The following is a 21902-nucleotide window of genomic DNA, read 5'->3' on the forward strand; positions in this document are numbered from 1 at the left end:
GCGGAACACCGACGGCGCCTGCCCTCCCTGTCCCCGACCGGACACCCGGGCAGGCGCCGTCGAAACCTCTCGGCCGCCCCCCCAGGGGCAGATGCGCCGGCAGCACCCGCCACGACCCCGACTCCTCGGCCCGGCCGCCCGGGTGCCGGGACGGAGCGACCGAGGGGGCGCCGGGCTGTGAGAGAGTGACGCCATGGCCGCGATCAGTCTCAGCAAGGTGCAGGAGAGCGCCCCCGCGCTGGTGGACCTCTACAAGAGCGCCGGAGTGTCCCTCGGGAAACACGGGCTGGACGGGCTGCGGGCCGCGGTCCACCTCGTGGTCGACTACTCCGGCTCCATGAAGCCGTACTACGCGGACGGCAGCGTGCAGGCGCTCGCCGACCGGGTGCTCGGGTTGTCGGCGCACCTCGACGACGACGGGTCCGTGCCGGTGGTGTTCTTCTCCACGGACGTCGACGCCGAGACCGAGATCGCCCTGGAGCGGCACGAGGGGCGCATCCAGGAGATCGTGGCCGGGCTCGGGCACATGGGCCGCACCAGCTACCACCTGGCGATGGACGCCGTCATCGACCACTACCTCGACAGCGGGACGGCCGAGCCCGCGCTGGTCGTCTTCCAGACGGACGGCGGGCCGATCAACAAGCTCGCCGCCGAACGGTACCTGTGCAAGGCGGCGAAGCTGCCGCTGTTCTGGCAGTTCGTCGGTTTCGGCGACCCGCACAGCAAGCAGTTCGACTTCCTGCGCAGGCTCGACGACCTGGCCGTGCCGGGCAAGCGGCCCGTCGACAACGCCGGCTTCTTCCACGCGGGCGCCGACCCCCGCACGGTGCCGGACACCGAGCTGTACGACCGGCTCGTGGGCGAGTTCCCCCAGTGGCTCGCCGCCGCCCGGGCCGCCGGCATCGTCCGCGACCACGACGCCCGCTGACCGCCCCGGGCCGGGCGGCGCCCCCGCTCCGCGGCGTCAGGTGTCGCACTCCAGGACGCTGCGGCACAGGGCGCAGCGGGCGCGCACCCGGCCCTGCACCGGCACCCTGATCCGCTGCTCGCAGGTCGGACAGGGGAACGACACCCGCAACCCCCCGCCCGCGTCCGGCGAGAAGGCGTAGCGCACCCCCGGCTGCGGCCCCTGCGGCGCGTGCCGCCGGTCCCGGGCGTAACGGCGCCGCCCCGCCCAGCCCGCCGCCGTCAGCGGCGGCTGCCGCCCGTCCCGCAGGGCGAGCTCCATGCCCCTGCCGTACGCCCTGTACGCCTGCGCGCTGGTGAACCACACCGACGGGTCCTCCCCGAACACCAGCGCCCGCTTGGCCAGCACGTACCCGAACTCCTCCGGCGTGAGATAGCCCAGCTTCTGCGACGACGCCCCGTCCTCCCGGTAGGCGTCCAGCAGCAGCCAGCCCGCGCCCAGGTACGCCGCGACCGTGTCCGTGAGGATCTCGTTGTCCCGCACGCCCGGGAACGACAGGTCCAGGCGGTGCAGGAACACATGCGTCACCTCGTGCGCGAGGGCCGCCCCGATGTCCCGCCGATGACTGCGGAACCGGTCGTTCAGCTCCACGAAGTACTCCGGCCCCGCCGTCAGCTCCACGTTCGCCGCGTGCCGCATCTCGCGGAAACCCACGACCAGCCGCGCGTCCGGCAGCCGGTAGTGCCCCACCAGCTCGCGCGCCACCCGCTGCGCCCCCAGATACAGGTCGTCCGTGTCGCAGAACGCCACGTCCGCCGGGACCACACTCGACGCGAACGTCCGCACCGTGACGTACGACAGCCGCCGGTACAGCGCCGTCACCGCGGCGCGCACCGTCTCCAGATGCGGGTAGCCGTGCTCGACCGGCCCGTCGTTCGCCACGCCGCACCCCCAGGACGCCGGGAACCCCGTTCCACTGTACGAGGGCGCACCCGCCCCGGGCCGCCGAGGCGTGAGACACCCCGCGGCCCGGCCGCCCGGCCCCCGTAGGCTTCCGCCCCATGACCACCAGCATCACCGGTACCGACGACGCCGGGCCCGGCGTCCGCGAGGAGCTCGCGCGACTGCGCGACAGCATCGACAACATCGACGCCGCCGTCGTGCACATGCTCGCCGAGCGCTTCAAGGCCACCCAGCAGGTCGGCCTCCTCAAGGCCCGGCACCAGCTGCCGCCCGCCGACCCCGCCCGCGAGGCCCGCCAGATCGCCCGGCTGCGCGCCCTCGCGGAGGACGCCAAGCTGGACCCGGCCTTCGCCGAGAAGTTCCTCAACTTCATCGTGGCCGAGGTCATCCGCCACCACGAGCGCATCGCCGAGGAGGCGCTCAACGGCGCGGCCGTCCCCGTCGAGACCGCCGCCGCCCCCGCCGACCGGCCACCGGGGGAGTGACACGGCGGCCCGCGCCGGGCGTGCCGCGCCGATCAAGCATGCCGGCCGGCGCGTACCGCGCGTCAGCGTCCCGGACCCGCTCCGGTCCCTCCAGGTGAGCGCGGCGGGGTGGGTCTCGCGGCGGGGTGGACCTGCTCCTGCTCGACGTGCCCATGCCCGGCGTCGGCGGCCCGGAGGCCCTGCGCCGCACGCGCCGCGTTGCGCAGACCCGGCACATCCCGCTCATCCCGCTGACTCCGGCCCGCCGACCCCGGGGCCCCGCCGACCCCGGGGCCCCGCCCACCCCGCCGGCCCCGTCCTGCCCCACCCCGACGCGCACGTACCCGTCCAGCGCCCCCCGGGGCGCACGCCGGGGGCTCGGGAAGGACCGCGGCTGAGACCGGACATTGCGCACGTACCGATCCGCCTCTGTGCCGTGCCGACGCCATCAGGCAGCATGTCCTGCATGTCCGTACTGACGCGCGACGAAGCGCAGGCCCGAGCAGAGCTCCTCGACGTCCACCGCTACACCATCGAACTCGACCTGACCGGCGGTGACGAGACCTTCGCCTCCCGCACCCTGATCAGGTTCGCCGCCCGCGCGGCCGGGGACACCTTCGTCGAGGTCAAGCCCGCCGAGCTGCGCTCCGTCACCCTCGACGGACAACCCCTGGACCCGCAGGCCCTCGACGGCAACCGGCTCCCGCTGAAGAACCTCACCCCCGGCGAGCACGAACTGCGCGTCGACGCCCGCATGCGCTACTCCCGCACCGGCGAGGGCATGCACCGCTTCACCGACCCCACCGACGGCGAGACCTACGTCTACACGCAGCTCTTCCTCGACGACGTCCAGCGCGTCTTCGCCGCCTTCGACCAGCCCGACCTGAAGGCCGTGTTCGACCTGTCGGTCACCGCCCCGCAGGGCTGGACCGTCCTCGCCAACGGCGTCACCGAGCACACCGACGGCGTGTGGCGCGCCGCCCCCACGCCCCTGATCTCCACCTACCTCGTCGCCGTCGCCGCCGGCCCCTGGCACTCCGTGCGCACCGAGCACCGCGGCCTGCCCTTCGGCCTGCACTGCCGCCGCTCCCTCGCCCCCTACCTGGACGCCGACGCCGACGAACTCCTCGACGTCACCCGGGCCTGCTTCGACCGCTACCACGAGAAGTTCGACGAGCCCTACCCCTTCGACTCCTACGACCAGGCCTTCGTCCCCGAGTTCAACGCGGGCGCCATGGAGAACCCCGGACTGGTCACCTTCCGCGACGAGTTCGTCTACCGCTCCGCCGTCACCGACACCGAACGGCAGACCCGCGCGATGGTCATCGCCCACGAGATGGCCCACATGTGGTTCGGCGACCTCGTCACCCTCAAGTGGTGGGACGACATCTGGCTGAACGAGTCCTTCGCCGAGTACATGGGCTACCAGACCCTCACCGAGGCCACCCGCTTCACGGACACCTGGACCGACTTCGCCGTCACCCGCAAATCCTGGGGCTACGACGCCGACCAGCGCCCCTCCACCCACCCCGTCGCCCCCGACGCCGTCGACGACACCGCCTCCGCCCTGCTCAACTTCGACGGCATCTCCTACGCCAAGGGAGCCAGCGCCCTGCGCCAACTGGTGGCCTGGCTCGGCGAGAAGGACTTCCTGGCCGGCATCAACGCCCACTTCGCCCGGCACAGGTTCGCCAACGCCACCCTCGCCGACTTCATCGACAACCTCGCCGGCGCCACCGACCGCGACGTCCACGGCTGGGCCGACGCCTGGCTGCGCACCACCGGCGTCGACACCCTCACCCCGCGCGTCGTCCCCGGCGAACAGGGCCTGTGCGCCCTCGCCACCGACCGCGCCGGCAGCCGCCCGCACCGCATCGCCGTCGGCCTGTACGACCGCGACCTCGGCGACGACGGCGGACAGCTCGTCCTGCGCGAACGCCTCCACCTCGACCTGCCGCAGACCGGCGACCACCCCATCGGCAAGCGCCCCGCCCTGCTCCTGCTCAACGACGGCGACCTCACCTACGCCAAGGTCCGCTTCGACCCGGAGTCCTTCGACACCGTCCGCAAGGACCTGTCCGGCCTGCCCCAACCGCTCACCCGCGCGGTCGTCTGGAACGCCCTGCGCGACGCCGTCCGCGACGGCGAACTCGCCCCCGCCGCCTACCTGGAGACGGCCCGGGCCCATCTGCCGCTGGAGACCGACCTGGCCGTCGTCCAGGGCGTGCTCGCCTTCGCCACCACGTACCTCACCGACCGCTACCTCACCCCCGAGGAGCGGCCGGCCGCGCTCGCCACCCTCTCCGAGCTGTGCCGCGACCTCATCCGCCGCACCGAGGACGGCGACCACCCCGGCCTGCGCCTGATCGCGGTCCGCCACCGCATCGACGTCGCCGCCCACCCCGACACCATCGCCGCCTGGCTCGCCGACGGCACCGTCCCCGGCGGACCCGAGCTGGACCCGGAGCTGCGCTGGCGCGTGCTCGCCCGGCTCGCCGTCCTCGGCGCGACCGACGAGGCCGCCATCGACGCGGAGCTGGAACGCGACCCGAGCGCCACCGGCCAGGAGGGCGCCGCCCTGTGCCGCGCCGCCCTGCCCCACCCCGACGCCAAGGAACGCGCCTGGCAGGCGATGTTCGGCTCCGACGACCTGTCCAACTACCTCTTCACCGCCACCGCCCGCGGCTTCTGGCAGCCCGAACAGGCCGGCCTGGTCGGTTCGTACGTGCCGCGCTTCTACGCCGACGCCGTCGCCCTCGCCGACCGGCGCGGACCCGCCATGGCGGAGGCGGCGGGCCGCTGGGCCTTCCCCGCGCACGCCGTCGACCCGGACAACCTCCGCCTCGGCGAACAGTGCCTGGCCGAAGCCGCCCCGACACCGGCCCTCCACCGCAAGCTGACCGACCAGCTGGACGACCTGAGGCGAGCGCTGCGGGTCCGGGACGCACACCGGAACTGACACCGAGCGCACGGCCCTCCCCGCACCACGGGTTGGGCCGCCCCCCCCGTCACCCTCCGGGGTCTGCACGCCACGGGGTGGCGGTCCCACCCGGGGGCCCGCACCCGCGTGCGGGGACACGTCCGGCCGGGTCGGCACATCACGGGGCGGCGGCCCCACCGGCATCCGGTACCGCGCTCAGGAACACCTCCGGCCGGGTTGCGTCGTTGGGCTGTTCGGGCGGTTCGCCCCGTGTCCCGGAGGTCAGCTCATGCGCACGCCGTCCCTCGCCTCGGGCCCCGAAGGGGCCCGCGCCCTGCGGCCGCTGCTCGCCACCGTCCTCGACGCCCTCGACACCGGCGCCCGGTCCCGCGGCGGGCCGCTGCCGGCGGGCGGGCCGCAGGCGGTCGCCGCCCGGCTGCGCCGTGCCGTGGGGGAGGTCCTCCCCGGCCGCGGCGACCCGCAGGCCCTGCACACCCTGGTCCGGGCCGTCGCCGAGGGCGCCGCCGACCCCGCCCACCCCCGCTGCGCCGCCCACCTGCACTGCCCGCCCCTCGCCGTCGCCGCCGCGGCCGACCTCGCCGCCTCCGTCCTCAACCCCTCCCTGGACTCCTGGGACCAGGCCCCGGCCGCCTCCGAACTGGAGGCGATGGTCACGCAGGCCCTCGCCCGGGAGATCCACGGGCCCGGCGGCAACCCGGACGCGCTCGCCACCACCGGCGGCACCGAGGCCAACCACCTCGCCCTGCTGCTCGCCCGCGAGGCCCGCGGCGGGACCGTACGGCTCGTCGTCGGCGACAACGCGCACCACTCGCTGCCGCGCGCCACCTGGCTGCTGGGCCTGCCCGACCCCGTCGTCGTGGCCGCCCCCGGCGGCAGACTCGACCCCGCCGCCCTCGACGCGGCCCTCTCCCGCACGCCCGGCCCGCTGCTCGTCGCCGCCACCGCCGGCACCACCGACGCCGGTCTGATCGACCCGCTGCCCGAGATCGCCGACCGCTGTGCCGCCCACGGCGCCCGGCTGCACATCGACGCCGCCTACGGCGGTGCCCTGCTGTTCAGCACCCGCCGCCGCACCCTGCTCGACGGACTCGACGCCGCCGACACCGTCACCCTCGACCTGCACAAACTCGGCTGGCAACCCGCCGCCGCCGGCATCCTCACCGTCCGCGACCCCGGCGACCTCGCCGCCCTGCGGCACCGCGCCGACTACCTCAACGCCGACGACGACACCGACGCCGGACTGCCGGACCTGCTCGGGCGCTCCCTGCGCACCACCCGGCGCCCCGACATCCTCAAACTCGCGGTCACCCTCAAGACCCTCGGCCGCGACGGGCTCGGCGCACTCGTCGACCAGGTCTGCGCCCGGGCCGAGGAGTTCGCCGCCCTCGTCCGGGACCACCCCGGCTTCGACCTGCACGCGCCACCCGCCCTCAGCACTGTGCTGTTCCGGCCCACAGCAGCCCCGGACACCACCGTCGCCGCCGTGCGCCGCGCCCTGCTCACCGACGGCACCGCCGTCCTCGGCCGGGCCCGCCTCGACGGCCGGCTCTGGCTCAAGGCCACCCTGCTCAACCCCGCCACCGGCCCCGACGACCTAGCCGCCCTGCTGCACCTCGTGGCAGCGCGCCGAGCGACCCTCGCGGAAGGACACACCCCCCGATGAACCCCGACCACACCCCCGCGCCCCACCCGCACCACGAACCCGACGCCCCCCGCGACCTCGTCGGCATCGGCATCGGCCCCGCCAACCTCTCCCTCGCCGCCCTCGCCCACCCCCTCGGCGACCTCGACACCGTCTTCTACGACCAGCGCCCCGCCTTCGGCTGGCACCCCGGGCTGCTCATCGACGGCGCCACCATCCAAGTGCCCTACCTCGCCGACCTGGTGACCCTCGTCGACCCCACCAGCCCCTGGACGTTCCTCAATTACCTCAGGTCCCGCGAACGGCTGTTCCCGTTCTACTTCGCCGAGCGCTTCCACATCCACCGCGCCGAGTACGACGCCTACTGCCGCTGGGTCACCGAGAACCTGCCCGGCCTGCACTTCGGCCACCAGGTCGACGCCGTGCGCTGGAACCCCGAACGCGACCTGTTCGAAGTGGACTTCACCCAGCTCGACAGCGACGGGGAAGCCGAAGCCCTCGGCCGCACCTACACCCGCAACGTCGTCCTCGGCATCGGCACCGAACCCCACGTCCCCGACCCGCTCAAGCCCCTCGTCCAGGCCCCCGGCGTGCCCGTCGTGCACGCCGCCGACTACCTCGACCACCGCGACACCCTCCTGGCCGCCGGGCACGTCACCGTCGTCGGCACCGGCCAGTCCGGCGCCGAGATCTTCCTCGACCTGCTCCGCAGCCGGCCCGCGGGCCGCGAGAGACTCCACTGGCTGGGCCGCACCGGCGCGTTCGCGCCCATGGAGTACTCCAAGCTCGGCCTGGAGCACTTCACCCCCGACCACACCCGCTACTTCCACGCCCTGCCCGAGTCCACCCGCGACCGCCTCGTCGCCGGACAGTGGCAACTGCACAAGGGCATCGACGCCGCCACCATCGCCGCCATCCACGACGAGCTGTACCGCCGCACCCTGCACGGCGGCTGGCCCGACGCCGTCCTGACCCCCGGTGTCCGCGTCCGCACCGCCGGCCGCGTCGCCACCACACAGGTGGAACTGCACCTGGAACACGACCTGCAGGGCAGCCGCACCCGCCTCACCACCGACGCCGTCGTCCTCGCCACCGGCTACCGCGAACGCCCCCTGGACCGCCTCCTCGCCGGCCTCGACCCCTACATGCGCCGCGACCACAGCGAGCGGCCCCGCGTCGACGAGGAGCACCGGCTCGTCCTCGACCCGTCCGTCACCGGCACCGTCCACGTCCAGAACGCCGAGACCCACACCCACGGCGTCGGCGCCCCGGACCTCGGCCTCACCGCCTGGCGCGGCGCGCTCATCCTCAACTCCCTGACCGGCAGGGAAGCCTACGGACTCCCGCGCCGCACCGCCTTCACCACCTTCGGCCTCACCCAGCCCCGCCACGTGCCGCCGCCCCGCGAGGCACCGGCCCTGATCCCGCTGGTCGACGACCGGAGGTGAGCGGAGACACGGCTCAGAACACCGGCACGCCCTCGCGCGTCAGCTTCCAGTCCACCGCGGCGAACACGGCCGGGTCGATCGACCCCTTCGCCTTCACCCAGGCGATCATGGTGTTGCGGATCTCCTCCGAGTTCGACCACAGCACCGGGGCCGCGGCGACGTGCGGGAAGTTCCCGCCGCCGTTGGCCCGGTAGTTGTTCACCGCGAACACGAACTTCGCGTCGTCCGCGAGCGGCTGTCCCCCGAACCGCACGTTCGCCACCCGCGACCCGGCCGGCTTCGCGATGTCGATCTCGTACGACAGACCGCTCACCACGTCGTAGTTGTAGTCCGGGATGCCGCCCGCGTTGGTCAGCTTCGCCGGCTCCACCGGCGCACCGGCCGGCGTCCGCACGTAGTAGTTCGCCGAGAACTCCAGGTACGCCTTCATCTGCGCACCCGTCATCAGGCGCGCCTCCAGCGTGTTCTCGAAGACGTACAGCCCCGCCACGTCCCGGATCGTCACCTCGCCGGCCGGGATCCGCGCGCTGCGCGAGAAGCACGCCGCCTGCGACAGCACCGGCAGCGCCGCGTGCTCGGTGCCCGCCAGGGCCTGCTTCACCGTGTCGGCCTGGATGTGGTTGATCAGGTCGATGATCGGCACGTCCTTGTACGGCGCCTCGGCCGACGTCATCTCCGCCGCGTTGGTGCCGATCACCTGGTTGACGTACGCGACCACCTTCGCGTGCTCGTCGGTGAGCAGCCCGGTGATCTTCGCGTCCTCCTCCACCGTGTTGGAGTTGAGGACCTTCGCGCCCACCTTCTCGACCGTCCAGCAGCCCTTCTCCCAGACCAGCTCGAAGTCGAACAGCGTCAGCCGCTGACCCCACTTGAGCGGCTCCGACAGCACGACCTTCCGGCCGGTCTCCTTGTTCGTGACGAAGTACTCGGGGATCTCCGTGTGGGCGTGCCCCACCAGGATCGCGTCGATGCCCGGCACCTGCTCGGCCACCAGCCCGGCCGCGTTCTCCACGTACGGCAGCTGGTCACCGTAGGACGACGTGCCCGACGAGCCGCTGTGCGCCGAGACGATCACGACGTCCGCGCCCATCGAGCGCAGCTTCGGCACCCACTTCGCGGCCTGCTCCTCCAGACCCGGGAACGTCATCTTCCCCTGCACGTTCGCCTTGTCCCAGATCGCGATGCCCGGGTTCGTCAGCCCCAGCACCGCCACCTTCACGTCCCGCCCGTGCGGCGTGCGCAGCCGGTGCATGCTGTACGGCGCGAACGCCGGCCGCAGCGTCTTCGCGTCCAGCGCGTTGGCGCCCAGCAGCGGGAAGCGGCACTGCTGCTCGAACTTGCGCAGCACCGGGATGCCGTAGTTGAACTCGTGGTTGCCGAGCGCCGCCGCGTCGTACTCCATCGCGTTCATCGCCTGCGCCATCGGGTGCACCGGCCCGCCCTCGGCGGTGATCGGGTCCACCTTGGCGTAGTAGTACGACAGCTGCGTGCCCTGGATGGTGTCGCCCGCGTCGATGAGCAGCGTGTTGCGGCGGCCCTTCTCCGCGCGGACCCGGTTCACGAGCGTGGAGACCTTCGCCAGGCCCACGTCGTTGTGGTCCTTGTCGTCGAACTCCTTGTCCGTGAAGTAGTCCCAGTTGAAGACGTTGCCGTGCAGGTCCGTCGTGCCCATCACGGTGAACGCGTACCGCTTGGCGGGCCGCCCGCCGTACGCCTCGGCGGCCTGGGCGCCCGGCGCCGCGACCGCACCGGCCAGCGCCACCCCCGCCCCGGTCGCGGCGGACTTCCCCAGGAACTTCCGGCGGTTCAACGGCATGTCTGGCTCTCCTCGCGGAATCTGTGAACGCGCGTAGATAACGCGCGTAGATTCTGACCCGTTCATGACCGGACGGACCAGACCCGGCAGGTTGCGATCCGGTGACTGGAACCCCCAACTCCGCCCCGCGGCACCGCCACACCGTGACAGAGTGGGGCGTATGACCGCCCCCACGGACACCCCCCGGCCCGCCGTCCCCTACGGCACCCCCGACGCCCCCCGCATAGCCGTCCGCGGCGAAGCCCGCCTCGAAGTCGACCCCGAGATCGCCCGCATCGGCATCACCGTCGCCGCCCGCGGCCGCGACCGCCGCTCCGCCCTCGACGACCTCACCCGCCGCAACGCCACCGTCCTCGACCTCGTCAAGACCTACGGCGACGCCGTCGAACGCCTGGAGACCGGCGCCTTCTCCATCACCCCCGAACTGACCAAGCACGGCCGCGGCGAACGCGTCCGCACCTACCACGGCAGCGTCCGCGTCACCGCCGAACTCACCGACTTCACCGCCCTCGGCGAACTCACCACCCGCCTGGCCGACCTCGACCTCACCCACGTCGACGGCCCCTGGTGGGCCCTGCGCCCCGACTCGCCCGCCCACCGCGACGCGCGCAAGAAGGCCGTCCACGAAGCCGTCCAGCGCGCCCGCGAGTACGCCGACGCCCTCGGCACCACCCTCGCCGCCCTCGTCGAGATCGCCGACATCGGCGCCGAGGACGCCCCGCCGGCCTACCCCCAGGCCACCGGCCGCATGCGCTCCGCCGCCTTCGCCGGCGCCGCCGAGGACACCCCCGCCCCCCTCGACCTCGAACCCCAGCGCCAGCACGTCCACGCCCAGGTGAACGCGCGCTTCACCATGGTCCCGCCGCGTCTGTGACCCCCGGGCGGGGCCCTTTCCGAAAACGCGACCGAATTCCCTCCGAGATGCTCATCGGAGCGCCCCGCCGCACAATTCAACACTTGTCAATAACGCTTCACGCAATGTCTGTTGAGTGGTCACGCCCGGCCAATTCACTACCAGTCGGTAACTCATAGGCTCGTACCATGCGCCGAGCCAAAATCGTCTGCACCCTGGGACCCGCCACCGACTCGTACGACCGGATCAAAGACCTGGTCGACGCCGGAATGGACGTAGCCCGCTTCAACCTCAGCCACGGCGAACACGCCGAACACGAGGAGCGCTACCACCGGGTCCGCAAAGCCGCCGACGAAACCGGCCGCAGCGTCGGCGTCCTCGCCGACCTCCAAGGCCCGAAGATCCGCCTCGGCCGCTTCACCGAAGGCCCCGTACTCCTCGAACGCGGCGACACCTTCACCCTCACCGTCGAGGACGGCGCCGAAGGCGACCGCGACGGCTGCGGCACCACCTACGCCGGCCTCGCCGCCGACGTGACCACCGGCGAACGCATCCTCGTCGACGACGGCAAGGTCTGCCTGCGCGTCACCGACGTCGACGGCCCCCGTATCCGCACCACCGTCCTCGAAGGCGGCGTCGTCTCCGACCACAAGGGACTCAACCTCCCCGGCGTCGCCGTCTCCGTCCCCGCCCTGTCCAAGAAGGACGAGGACGACCTGCGCTGGGCCCTGCGCACCGGCTTCGACGTCATCGCCCTGTCCTTCGTCCGCAGCGGCCGCGACATCCAGGACGTCCACCGCATCATGGACGAGGAAGGCCGCCGCCTCCCCGTCATCGCCAAGATCGAAAAGCCGCAGGCGGTCGAGAACATCGACGACATCGTCGCCGCCTTCGACGGCATCATGGTGGCCCGCGGCGACCTCGGCGTCGAAATGCCGCTGGAGCAGGTCCCGATCGTCCAGAAGCGCGCGATCGCCCTGGCCAGGCGCAACGCCAAACCGGTCATCGTCGCCACGCAGATGCTCGACTCGATGATCGACAATGCCCGGCCCACCCGCGCCGAGGCCTCCGACGTCGCCAACGCCGTCATCGACGGCACCGACGCGGTCATGCTCTCCGGCGAGACCAGCGTCGGCAAGCACCCCGTCGACACCGTCCGCACCATGGCCCGCATCGTCGAAGCGGCCGAGGAGGACATCCTGGCCAAGGGGCTGCCGCCGCTGACCGAACGCAACAAGCCCCGCACCCAGGGCGGCGCCGTCGCCCGCGCGGCGGCCGAGACGGGCGACTTCCTCGGCGCCCGCTTCCTCGTCGCCTTCACCCAGTCGGGCGACACCGCCCGCCGCCTCTCCCGCTACCGCTCGCCCATTCCGCTGCTGGCCTTCACCCCCGACCAGGCGACCCGCTCCCAGCTCAGCGTCAGCTGGGGTGTCGAGACGTTCCTCGGGCCGAGCGTGGACTCCACAGACGCGATGGTCGACCAGGTCGACGAACTCCTGCTCAGGTACGGCCGCTGCCGCCCGGGCGACATGGTCGTCATCACGGCCGGCTCCCCACCCGGCGTCTCGGGCTCGACGAACCTGGTCCGCGTCCACCACATCGCCGAGGACGACAGCCCGAAGTAGACGACCGTCAGTACTTGGCCCCGACGTGGGCGTCCATGAGGGCCACGGAGGCTCTGCGGGCGACGGAGATGTTCCGGGTGTTCGCCTTCCTCCATTCGACGCCCACCAGGTCGAGCGCCGCGGTGAAGAGGCGGATGATGTCGTCGGAGACATTGGTGAAGAAGTACCGCGGGTACTCGTACCGCTTCGGGCGCCCGCCGACTATCCGGGTCGTCCGGTTGGTGACACGGCAGCCGTCGGAGTGGATGAGCCCGCGGATGAAGTCCCACGGGTGCGCCTCGACGATGGCCTGCTGCCAGGCATCCAGCACGATCCGCCGTCGGTGCTTCATACCGGGCCCGTGCTGAGGGAAAAGAGCCGGCCAGCTCCGCGAGTAGCTGGTGACGGCCACGCAGCCCTGTTTCCGCGCGGTGTGGATGCCCACGCCGGGGCGCACCCTCTCGATGGCTTCGCGGCACTGCGCGATCAGCCCGGGCCAGGCGTCCGCACAGACGATCCTGAGGTAGTAACCCCCGCGCGGATGAGCGCTGATGCAGCCGTCACCGAGATAGAGGCCCAGCAGGTAGGCGTACGCGGAGGCGTCGGCGGGCGGCCCGGGGTCCTGCGGCGTCCTCCGGGGCCGCGGTTCGAGGCGCTCGCGCCACGAGCGAATGGCGGCCCTGGAAATGCCTGTCTCACGGCTCACCGAATTGAGACTGCGGCCTCCGTCCACCAGTGCGAGTACTCGCTTGCGCGTGCTGATGTCGTACATGAGGGCCACTGTGGAAGTGCCGTCGTGACGACACGCAGAAAGAAGCGGATGTTCACGAGAACGTGCACATCCGCTTCGGAGTGGTGACCTTGGAATGGAAGGAAAAGTGCCCCGGGTCGGACTCGAACCGACACTGTATGGGTTTTGAATCCATTGCCTGCTGCCAATTGGGCTACCGGGGCCCCGTGAATCGAAGGTTGACCTCGACCCACTGCCCGACCACCATACCGCAGCTAGGTACGCTCTTGGGAGCAGTACCGGCCTGCCCCTACCAAGGAGCCCACGTGAGTGCCCCCGAGTCGCCCCAGCCTGTCGACGTGCCTGAAGACGACAAGTCGCACGTGCCTCCGATGACGACGCGGGTCGTCATCGCCGAGGACGAGGCCCTCATCCGGCTCGATCTCAAAGAGATGCTGGAGGAGGAGGGGTACACCGTCGTCGGCGAGGCCGGTGACGGTGAGCAGGCCGTGGAGCTGGCCCGTGAGCACCGCCCCGATCTGGTGATCCTCGACGTGAAGATGCCCAAGCTCGACGGCATCTCGGCGGCCGAGAAGATCGCGGAGGAGAGCATCGCGCCGGTGCTGATGCTGACCGCGTTCTCCCAGCGCGATCTCGTGGAGCGCGCGCGGGACGCCGGTGCCATGGCGTACCTGGTGAAGCCGTTCAGCAAGAGCGATGTCGTCCCCGCGATCGAGATGGCCGTCTCGCGGTTCACGGAGCTGAAGGAGCTGGAGAAGGAGGTCGCCGACCTCACGCTCCGGCTGGAGACGCGCAAGCTGGTGGACCGGGCGAAGTCGATCCTGCAGACGGAGTACGGGCTGACCGAGCCGGCCGCGTTCCGCTGGATCCAGAAGACGTCGATGGACCGCCGGATGTCGATGCAGCAGGTCGCGGAGGCGGTCATCCAGGACGCCGAGGAGAAGAAGGCCGGCAAGGGCTGATCCCACCGCGTGGAAGAGGCCTGCTCCCCTCCGGCCGGAGGGAAGCAGGCCTCTTTCCGTGGGGCGGGGCGCTCAGTCCTCGCCCAGGTACGCCTTGCGCACCGACTCGTCGTGCAGCAGGTCCTGGCCCGTGCCGGACAGGACGATGTTGCCGACCTCCATGACGTGCCCCTGGTCGGCCAGGGACAGCGCCGCCTGGGCGTTCTGCTCGACCAGGAGGATCGTGGTGCCCTGGGACTTGAGCTCCGAGATCGTCGCCATGATCTTCTGCATCATGATCGGGGAGAGGCCCATGGAGGGCTCGTCGAGCATGAGCAGCTTCGGCTGGGACATCAGGGCGCGGCCCATGGCGAGCATCTGCTGCTCGCCGCCCGAGAGGGTTCCGGCGGCCTGCTTGCGGCGTTCCCCGAGGATGGGGAAGAGGTCGTAGGCGCGCTGGATGTCCTTCTCGATGCCGTCCTTGTCCTTGCGGAGGAAGGCTCCGAGCTGGAGGTTCTCGGCGATGGTGAGGCGCGGGAAGATGTGCCGGCCTTCGGGGGAGTGGGCCAGGCCGAGGGAGACGATCTTGTGGGCGGGGACCCCGCTGAGGGGCTTGCCGTCGAAGAGGATCTTTCCGGCGGTGGGCTTGAGCAGGCCCGACAGGGTGCGCAGGGTGGTCGTCTTGCCGGCGCCGTTGGTGCCGATGAGGGTGACGACCTGGCCGGCTTCGACGCTGAAGGAGATGCCCTTGACGGCTTCGATCTTGCCGTAGGAGACCCGGAGGTCCTCGACTTCGAGGAGTGCGGTCACTTGGCTTCTCCCTTGGTGCTGCTGGTGGTGCTGGTCGCGTCGGCGGCGGCTTCGGCGGCCTCGACCTCGGCGGCTTCGGCCTCGCCGGGGTCGCCTTCGAAGGGCTCGCCCAGGTAGGCGGCGACGACGCGCTCGTCGGCCTGGACGACTTCGGCGGTTCCCTCGACGAGCTTCTCGCCCTGGACGAGGACGGCGACGCGGTCGGAGAGGTTGAAGACGAAGCGCATGTCGTGCTCGATGAGCAGCACGGCGATGCCCTTGTCGCGGATGGCGAAGACGAGGTCCTCGGTGGCCCTGGTCTCCTGCGGGTTCATGCCGGCGGTGGGCTCGTCGAGGAGGAGCAGGCCGGGCTCGGAGGCCATGGCGCGGGCGATCTCCAGCTTGCGCTGCTCGCCGTAGGGGAGGTTGCGGGCGAGGTGGTCGCGCTTGTGGGCGAGGCCGATGAACTCCAGGAGTTCCATGGCGCGTTCTTCGCTCTCACGCTCGGCCTTCTTGAAGCCGGGGCCGCGCAGGAGAGCCGACCAGAGGCCTTCCTTGGTCCGGGTGTGGCGGCCGACGAGCACGTTCTCCAGGACCGTCATGTTGGCGAACAGGCGGATGTTCTGGAAGGTGCGGGCGATGCCGGCCTGGGTGACCAGGTGGGGCTTGGGCGGGAGCACGGTGCCCTTGTAGGAGACGGTGCCCTCGGTGGGGACGTACAGGCCGGTCAGGCAGTTGAAGAAGGTGGTCTTGCCGGCGCCGTTGGGGCCGATGAGGCCGACGATCTCGCCGGCGTTGACCGTGAAGTCGACGGAGCGGACGGCGGTGAGGCCGCCGAAGCGCATCGTGACGTCGCGGGCTTCGAGTACAGGTGTCGTCATGATGGTTACGCCCCCGCCTTGGTGACGGCCGGTTCGTCGGTCAGCGTGGTCTGTTTCGGTACGTCGAGTTGGCCGGTCTCGTGGAATTCGAGCTGGCGCCGGCGGTTGGCGATGATGCCTTCGGGGCGGAAGCGCATCAGGAGGATGAGCGCGATGCCGAAGGCGAGGAGCGACTTCTCCTGGAGGAAGACGAGCTTCTCGGGGAGGAGGTAGAGCAGGGCCGCGCCGAGGAGCGGTCCGGCGACCGTGCCCATGCCGCCGAGGACGACCGCGGCCAGGAGGAACGCGGAGTTGGGCGGGGTGGAGCCGGCGAACTGGTACGGCGTGGGGACCACGCTGTAGGTGACGTGGGCGCTGACGGTGCCGGCGAGGCCGGCGAGGGCGGCGCCGAGGGCGAAGGCGACGAGCTTGACGCGGAAGCCGTTGATGCCCATGGCGGTGGCGGCGGTCTCGTCCTCGCGGATGGCGATCCAGGAGCGGCCGATGCGGGAGTCCGCGGCGCGCGTGTAGACGAGGACGACGATGGCCATGATGAGGACCATCAGCAGGTAGTAGTTGGCGAACCGGCCGAGGGTGAATCCGCCGATGTCGTGCGCCTCGCCGAAGTTGAAGCCGAAGAGCTTCAGGTCGGGGATGGAGGGGATGCCGTTGGGGCCGTTGGTGACGTCGGGTCCGGACTGGCCGTCCATGTTGTTGACGGCGATGCGGAAGATCTCACCGAAGCCGAGGGTGACGATGGCGAGGTAGTCGCCGCGCAGCCGCAGGGTCGGGGCGCCGATGAGGACGCCGAAGACCAGGGAGGCGGCGGCGCCGGCCAGGGCGGAGGCCCAGAACGGCAGGTGGACGCCGGAGATGGTGGAGAACTCGGAGCCGGAGACGAGGGCGGCGGTGTAGGCGCCGACGCCGAGGAAGGCGACGTATCCGAGGTCGAGGAGTCCGGCGAGGCCGACGACGATGTTCAGGCCGAGGGCCACGGTCCCGAAGATCAGGATGTTGACGCCGATGTTGGCGTAGTGGTCGTCGGTCTGGGTGAAGGGGAAGGCGATGGCCGCGGCGAAGCCCATGGCGAGGGTGAAGCTGCGGTTGGCGGCGACGAGCGCGGAGAAGCGGTCGAGGAGGCCGGCGGTGTGCAGCGCCCAGACGGCGAAGACGACGACGAAGAGGTAGCCGATGAAGAGCTCGCCGTATTCGGTGTCGATGCCGTAGGTGAAGACGCCGAGGCCGATGATCGTGACGACGCTGATGACGGCTCGCTGGACCCAGGGCGCGACGGCCTGGGGGGCGGGGATGCGCTCGGGCTTGGCGACGTAGTCCTTCAGGGCCGCCTTGGTGCCGGTGCCGGTGCGCTCCTGGGGGAGGGCGAAGGCGCCGAGGACGGGCAGCAGGGAGGCCACGGCCGCGATCCAGCCGCCGGGTTCGAGGTTGACGACGCCGCCGAGCTTGGAGCTGATGGCGATGACGGTGAACCAGGTGACGGAGAAGCCGCCGAGGGCGGTGAGCACCAGGGGTGCGTTGTTGCGGGCGGGCAGCAGCCAGCCGAGTCCGCGGATGCCGTAGGAGGCGAGGGCGAACAGGGCGGTGAGGAGGCCGGCGGTGAAGGTGAGCCACTGCAGGCCGCCGGGGTAGCCGTTGATGGTGAGGTCGCCGGGGAACTCGGAGGTCCAGGTCCAGGCGAGGAAGGCGGAGGCGGCGGTGGCGATGCCGCCGCCGAGCAGCAGGCCGCGGGCGGCCGCGAGGGGCAGCGGGACGAGGCCGCGCGGTGCGGGCGTCGGGGTGGGGACGGCGTCCGGCACTTCGGTCTTGGTCGTCTCGGTCATGTGATCACGCCCTGTCCGCGACGCGCTCGCCGAGCAGGCCCTGTGGCCTGAAGAGGAGCACGAGGATGAGGAGGCAGAAGGCCCACACGTTGGCCCAGCTCTGGCCGCCGAGCTGCTGCATGCCGGGGATCTCGTCGATGTAGGCGGAGGCGAGGGTCTCGGCGATGCCGAGGACGATGCCGCCGAGCATGGCGCCGTAGATGTTGCCGATGCCGCCGAGGACGGCCGCGGTGAAGGCCTTGAGGCCCATCAGGAAGCCCATGCGGTAGTCGACGTTGCCGTACTTGAGTCCGTAGGCGACGGCGGCGACGGCGGCGAAGAAGCCGCCGATGGCGAAGGCGATGACGATGATGCGGTTGGTGTCGATGCCCATGAGCTGCGCCGTGTCGGGGTCCTGGGCGGTGGCCTGCATGGCGCGGCCGGTGCGGCTGCGGCGCACGAAGAAGGCGAGGGCGGCCATGCAGAGGATGGCGGCCAGGATGAGGAAGATGTCGGCGTCCTTGATGGTGACGGAGCCGATCTCGTGGGTGGCGTCGAGGCCGGGGAAGGCGCGGGCGCGGTCGGCGCCGGGGTAGAAGTTGCGCACGACCTCCTGGAGGGCCAGGGAGAGGCCGATGGCCGTGATGAGGGGTGCCAGGCGTGGTGCTCCGCGCAGTGGTCGGTAGGCGAACCGTTCCGCCCCGACGGCTATGAGGATGGCCACGAGGGCGCCGCCGAGGAGCATGAGCGGTACGGCGATGGCCATCGAGGTGCCGTCGGGCAGGATGTAGAAGTAGACCGTGAGGGCGCCGAAGGCCCCGGTCATGAAGATCTCGCCGTGCGCGAAGTTGATGAGCTGGACGATGCCGTACACCATCGTGTAGCCGATGGCGATCAGCCCGTACATCGAGCCGAGAAGCAGCCCGTTGGCCAGCTGCTGCGGCAGGGTGTTCACCGCATGGCCTCCATGTCGCTGGTGGTCGTGTGCACTGGATGCGTGCGTGGTCGCGTGCTGTGTGGGGGTGTGAAAACGGGCCGCGCGGTCGGGGTCCTCCTTCCGCGCGGCCCGTGGGGCTTGCTGGGGGGCCGGACTACTGCAGGTCGGCGGTGCCGGTCTCGACGGCCTTCCAGGCGCCCTTCTCGACCTGGTACACCGTCAGCTGCTTGTTGGTGGTGTCGCCGTACTCGTCGAAGGCGATCTTGCCGGTGAGGCCTTCGAAGTCGGCCTTCTGGACACCGTCGACGACCTTGGAGCGCAGGTCGTTGATGTCGGTGGGGACCTTGCCGCCGTTGGCGTCGGCCGCGGCCTTCACGGCCTTGATGATGGCGGTGGTGGCGTCGTAGGCGTAGGCACCGTAGGCGCCGTAGTCACCCTTGTAGCCCTTGTCCTTGTAGGTCTGGATGAACTGCTTGGCCGCGGGCAGGGTGTCGGCGGGGACACCGATGGCGGTGGCGAGGTCACCCTCGGAGGACTTGCCGGCGGCCTCGATGTAGGTGGAGGCGAACATGCCGTCGCCGCCGAACAGCGGGATCTTGACGCCGGCGTCCTTGAGCTGCTTGGTGATCAGCGCGGACTCGTCGTACTGGCCGCCGTAGTAGAGCAGGTCGGCGCCGGAGTTCTCGATCTTCGTGACGAGGGAGCCGAAGTCCTTGTCACCGGTGTTGACGTGGTCGGTGCCGACGACCTTGCCGCCGAGCTTCTTGTACTGCTCGGCGAAGATCTTGGCCAGGCCGGCGCCGTAGGTCTGCTTGTCGTCGACGACGAAGGCCTTCTTCTTCTTGAGGCCGTTGTACGCGTAGCCGGCGGCGAAGCTGCCCTGCAGTTCGTCGGTGGTGGCGGTGCGGAAGTACGTCTTGTAGGGACGCTTCTTGTCCGTCTGCCAGTTCTTGCCCTGGGTCAGCTCGGGGTTGGTGTTCGCCGGGGAGATCTGGACCATGTTGGCCGAGGCGAAGACCTGCTGCATCGTCTGGGCGACGCCGGAGTTCAGCGGGCCGACGGCGCCGACGGCGGTCTTGTCGCCGACGATGTTGGTCGCGTTGGACTGGCCGGTGGCGGGCTGCGCCTTGTCGTCGAGGGCCTTGAGCTTGAACTTCACGCCCGGGACCCAGTTGTTCTTGTTGGCGTCGTCGATGGCGATCTGGGCGCCGTACTGGATGCCCAGACCGGTGGTGGAGTTCTCACCGGACAGGGGCGCGTCCACGCCGATGGTCAGAGTGGTGCTGCTCCCGCTGTCTCCGCCCTTGTCACCGCTGTCGTCTCGGGAACCGCAGGCGGTGAGAGTCAGAGCTCCGGTCGTGAGAACGGAGGTAAGAATCACCAAGGAACGCTGTCGCACAATCAGTCCTTTCACAGGCAGGCCCCGCCCTGGTCGGGGGGTGAGTGCCGCGCTGGTACCGAACTCCCGATGGAGCGGTGACTGGCCGTGACTCTAAGCCCGAGGTAAGGGCAGGGTCAGCGGCGTGGGCTCGCTTGTGACTTTCTTGTTATGACGGGATGGATGACCGGTCTCGGCGTCGGATGCTCTCGGCGGGTTTGGTGGATTTTCGCCGACGTCCGCATTCTGAGAACGCGCACTTCCGGTTGGGGGTGGCTGAGATCGTGCTGTTGCCGGGGTGCGGGCGCCCTGGACAAGATCGGAAAGGTTCCCCGGGCGGGCCCGGCTGAAGGCGGGAGTTCGGCCTTGTATTGCGCGCGCGTTACGCAGCGTCACGCCGGGAATTGTGTGGCCCCTACACGGGAAATCCTCGGGTAATCGCTTTCGCTGATTTCCCCGGGGGATGGTGGCGGGCCGATCCCCGGCGCCGGATCCGTGCGCGCGTCTCGCGGAGTGGACGGTTCGGAGATCCTCACCGCGGCTCCGGCTCATCAACTTATCGGCAATCGACGCCGCTTGAGCTCAAGAAAACCTCAACACCCGCACCGAGTCCGGCGTTGAGGGGGCGGCGCCCTCGAACCGATCCGGCCGCCCTTCCGCTTCGCGTCGAGCGCGCCGAGCGGCGGGGCGGCCGTTCGTCCGTTACGGACGTGAGCCGGACCTGCCCGAACTCCCGTCTGCTGCAGGGGAGATACGGGGGGGCTACGGCAGCTTCACGAACGGGGACAGGAAGGCCCGGGCGCCGGGGGTGTCCAGGCGGTACGTCACGTTGGTCGCGTAGCAGGGGGTGTCGCCGGTGATGGTGGTGGACGCCAGGATGCGCTTCCCGCCGATCACGGCGAAGTTGGGGCCGCCCGAATCGCCGTAGCAGGCGCCTCCGTTGCCCTGCGGGGCCGTCATCTGCAGCCGGGCCCAGGAGTCGTTGAGGGCGTTGAAGGTGACCGGTGCCTTCATGCGGACGCCGCCGCCGGGGTGGGTCTGGCCGCCGGGGCCGTTGACGGCCTCCTGGGTGCCGTATCCGGCGACGGTCCACTCGGCGGCGTTCAGCCCCTGCGGGCCGAGCCTGCCGAGCTGGTTCGCGCCGGGCAGGGTGGCCGGGGTGAAGCTCCAGCGGGCCTTGACGGCGGCGGCGTCGAGCTCGATCACCGCGATGTCGCGGGTGTCGGAGGCGGGCCCCGGGTAGTCCGGGTGCGTACGGGCGGTGCCCGGGACGGCGACGGCTGCGGCCTGCGCGGCCGGGTCCCCGGGGTGCGAGCGCGCCGCCGCGTCGAGCCCGGCCTGCACGTCCTGGTCCAGGGAGACGTGGAAGCGGACGTTGTCGGGCCAGTCCGAGGTGCAGTGCGCGGCGGTGAGGAAGGTGTCCGCGTCGATCATGGTGCCGGAGCAGACCCAGTCCACGCGGTCGGGGGTGGCGGGGTCGCCGTCGTCGTCCCAGGTGGCCACGAGCGCGCCGACCTCGGTGCGCTCCGGGGCGGGCGTGGCGTTGTAGGAGTTGACGGCGGAGGACGGCAGCGCGGTGGCGAGCACGGCGGCGCAGGACGCCGCGGTGACGGAGAGGGCGCGTACGGAGCTCAAGAGAAACCCTTCTGGGGGTGGATCGGGTCGTCTCCTGTGGGGGGAGCGTCAGTGAAGCGCGCGGGGGCGGGGGGGGGGGGGCCCCCCCCCCCCCCCCCCCGCAGTTAAAAAAAAACGGAAAGACCCCCCGCCCCGGCGATAGACGCCCCCCCCCCC

General features: G+C 71.1%; 17 protein-coding genes and 1 tRNA gene. 8 read left to right on the plus strand and 10 right to left on the minus strand.

What is annotated here, in order from left to right:
- Nucleotides 1–193 precede the first annotated feature (193 nt).
- Nucleotides 194–928, plus strand: coding sequence for a VWA domain-containing protein (locus ACFYWG_RS15690; protein WP_383509169.1), 735 nt, complete (start codon nt 194–196; stop codon nt 926–928).
- 36 nt (nt 929–964) lie between these two features.
- Here ACFYWG_RS15690 and ACFYWG_RS15695 read toward each other — a convergent pair whose 3' ends face one another.
- On the minus strand, nt 965–1849 hold the full coding sequence (locus ACFYWG_RS15695; protein WP_376323856.1) for a hypothetical protein: 885 nt from the start codon (nt 1847–1849) through the stop codon (nt 965–967).
- A gap of 119 nt (nt 1850–1968) precedes the next feature.
- On the opposite strand from ACFYWG_RS15695, the gene ACFYWG_RS15700 reads away from it, so the two are divergent.
- The 4 genes from ACFYWG_RS15700 to ACFYWG_RS15715 all read left to right on the plus strand — a co-directional run bounded on the left by ACFYWG_RS15700 (nt 1969) and on the right by ACFYWG_RS15715 (nt 8365).
- On the plus strand, nt 1969–2355 hold the full coding sequence (locus ACFYWG_RS15700) for a chorismate mutase (RefSeq protein WP_376323858.1): 387 nt from the start codon (nt 1969–1971) through the stop codon (nt 2353–2355).
- Nucleotides 2356–2800: 445 nt separating this feature from the next.
- Nucleotides 2801–5293, plus strand: a complete 2493-nt coding sequence (pepN, locus tag ACFYWG_RS15705) for an aminopeptidase N (RefSeq protein ID WP_389201690.1) — start codon at nt 2801–2803, stop codon at nt 5291–5293.
- Between the two features lie 250 nt (nt 5294–5543).
- Complete coding sequence (locus tag ACFYWG_RS15710) at nt 5544–6938, plus strand: pyridoxal phosphate-dependent decarboxylase family protein (protein ID WP_383509179.1); 1395 nt, start codon at nt 5544–5546, stop codon at nt 6936–6938.
- Nucleotides 6935–8365 (plus strand): lysine N(6)-hydroxylase/L-ornithine N(5)-oxygenase family protein, encoded by a 1431-nt coding sequence (locus tag ACFYWG_RS15715; protein ID WP_383509182.1) that lies wholly within the window; start codon nt 6935–6937, stop codon nt 8363–8365. The genes ACFYWG_RS15710 and ACFYWG_RS15715 overlap by 4 nt, the downstream gene beginning before the upstream one ends.
- 13 nt (nt 8366–8378) lie before the next feature.
- On the opposite strand, the gene ACFYWG_RS15720 is transcribed toward ACFYWG_RS15715, so the two are convergent.
- Nucleotides 8379–10181, minus strand: a complete 1803-nt coding sequence (locus ACFYWG_RS15720; protein ID WP_389201693.1) for a bifunctional metallophosphatase/5'-nucleotidase — start codon at nt 10179–10181, stop codon at nt 8379–8381.
- A 160-nt stretch (nt 10182–10341) separates the two neighbouring features.
- On the opposite strand from ACFYWG_RS15720, the gene ACFYWG_RS15725 reads away from it, so the two are divergent.
- Nucleotides 10342–11055 carry an SIMPL domain-containing protein gene (locus ACFYWG_RS15725; protein WP_389201696.1) on the plus strand — a complete coding sequence of 238 codons (714 nt, stop codon included), beginning with the start codon at nt 10342–10344 and terminating at the stop codon, nt 11053–11055.
- A 167-nt stretch (nt 11056–11222) separates the two neighbouring features.
- Entirely contained in the window at nt 11223–12659 is a 1437-nt protein-coding gene (gene pyk / locus ACFYWG_RS15730; RefSeq protein WP_383509188.1) for a pyruvate kinase, read from the plus strand.
- 7 nt (nt 12660–12666) lie between these two features.
- Here pyk and ACFYWG_RS15735 read toward each other — a convergent pair whose 3' ends face one another.
- Together ACFYWG_RS15735 and ACFYWG_RS15740 are read right to left on the minus strand one after the other, a co-directional pair.
- Nucleotides 12667–13410, minus strand: a complete 744-nt coding sequence (locus ACFYWG_RS15735) for a helix-turn-helix domain-containing protein (protein ID WP_389201698.1) — start codon at nt 13408–13410, stop codon at nt 12667–12669.
- A gap of 107 nt (nt 13411–13517) precedes the next feature.
- Nucleotides 13518–13592, minus strand: a tRNA-Leu gene (locus ACFYWG_RS15740).
- Nucleotides 13593–13694: 102 nt separating this feature from the next.
- Here ACFYWG_RS15740 and ACFYWG_RS15745 point away from each other — a divergent pair.
- Nucleotides 13695–14351, plus strand: coding sequence for an ANTAR domain-containing response regulator (locus tag ACFYWG_RS15745; RefSeq protein ID WP_376323871.1), 657 nt, complete (start codon nt 13695–13697; stop codon nt 14349–14351).
- A gap of 72 nt (nt 14352–14423) precedes the next feature.
- On the opposite strand, the gene ACFYWG_RS15750 is transcribed toward ACFYWG_RS15745, so the two are convergent.
- The 6 genes from ACFYWG_RS15750 to ACFYWG_RS15775 all read right to left on the minus strand — a co-directional run bounded on the left by ACFYWG_RS15750 (nt 14424) and on the right by ACFYWG_RS15775 (nt 21746).
- Nucleotides 14424–15140, minus strand: a complete 717-nt coding sequence (locus ACFYWG_RS15750; protein ID WP_376323873.1) for an ABC transporter ATP-binding protein — start codon at nt 15138–15140, stop codon at nt 14424–14426.
- A complete protein-coding gene (locus tag ACFYWG_RS15755) occupies nt 15137–16000 on the minus strand; it encodes an ABC transporter ATP-binding protein (RefSeq protein ID WP_376323875.1) in 864 nt (287 codons plus the stop codon). Before ACFYWG_RS15755 ends, ACFYWG_RS15750 begins: the two co-directional genes overlap by 4 nt.
- 5 nt (nt 16001–16005) lie before the next feature.
- Nucleotides 16006–17817: a branched-chain amino acid ABC transporter permease gene (locus ACFYWG_RS15760; RefSeq protein ID WP_383509196.1), complete on the minus strand. Its 1812-nt coding sequence runs from the start codon at nt 17815–17817 to the stop codon at nt 16006–16008.
- Nucleotides 17818–17821: 4 nt separating this feature from the next.
- Complete coding sequence (locus ACFYWG_RS15765) at nt 17822–18751, minus strand: branched-chain amino acid ABC transporter permease (protein ID WP_376323878.1); 930 nt, start codon at nt 18749–18751, stop codon at nt 17822–17824.
- 136 nt (nt 18752–18887) lie between these two features.
- Nucleotides 18888–20117: a branched-chain amino acid ABC transporter substrate-binding protein gene (locus ACFYWG_RS15770; protein WP_383509202.1), complete on the minus strand. Its 1230-nt coding sequence runs from the start codon at nt 20115–20117 to the stop codon at nt 18888–18890.
- A 756-nt stretch (nt 20118–20873) separates the two neighbouring features.
- A complete protein-coding gene (locus ACFYWG_RS15775) occupies nt 20874–21746 on the minus strand; it encodes a trypsin-like serine protease (RefSeq protein ID WP_383509199.1) in 873 nt (290 codons plus the stop codon).
- Between the last annotated feature and the right edge of the window lie 156 nt (nt 21747–21902).

This window comes from Streptomyces sp. NPDC003456 (genome assembly GCF_042878735.1).
GTDB lineage: Bacteria > Actinomycetota > Actinomycetes > Streptomycetales > Streptomycetaceae > Streptomyces.

Bases quoted from the DNA above. Each gene is read 5' to 3' on its own strand.
- ACFYWG_RS15720 (WP_389201693.1), bottom strand. From the start codon at position 10,181: ATGCCGTTGAACCGCCGGAAGTTCCTGGGGAAGTCCGCCGCGACCGGG.
- pepN (WP_389201690.1), top strand. From the start codon at position 2,801: ATGTCCGTACTGACGCGCGACGAAGCGCAGGCCCGAGCAGAGCTCCTC.
- ACFYWG_RS15760 (WP_383509196.1), bottom strand. From the start codon at position 17,817: ATGACCGAGACGACCAAGACCGAAGTGCCGGACGCCGTCCCCACCCCG.
- ACFYWG_RS15735 (WP_389201698.1), bottom strand. From the start codon at position 13,410: ATGTACGACATCAGCACGCGCAAGCGAGTACTCGCACTGGTGGACGGA.
- ACFYWG_RS15725 (WP_389201696.1), top strand. From the start codon at position 10,342: ATGACCGCCCCCACGGACACCCCCCGGCCCGCCGTCCCCTACGGCACC.
- ACFYWG_RS15715 (WP_383509182.1), top strand. From the start codon at position 6,935: ATGAACCCCGACCACACCCCCGCGCCCCACCCGCACCACGAACCCGAC.
- ACFYWG_RS15700 (WP_376323858.1), top strand. From the start codon at position 1,969: ATGACCACCAGCATCACCGGTACCGACGACGCCGGGCCCGGCGTCCGC.
- ACFYWG_RS15710 (WP_383509179.1), top strand. From the start codon at position 5,544: ATGCGCACGCCGTCCCTCGCCTCGGGCCCCGAAGGGGCCCGCGCCCTG.
- ACFYWG_RS15755 (WP_376323875.1), bottom strand. From the start codon at position 16,000: ATGACGACACCTGTACTCGAAGCCCGCGACGTCACGATGCGCTTCGGC.
- pyk (WP_383509188.1), top strand. From the start codon at position 11,223: ATGCGCCGAGCCAAAATCGTCTGCACCCTGGGACCCGCCACCGACTCG.
- ACFYWG_RS15690 (WP_383509169.1), top strand. From the start codon at position 194: ATGGCCGCGATCAGTCTCAGCAAGGTGCAGGAGAGCGCCCCCGCGCTG.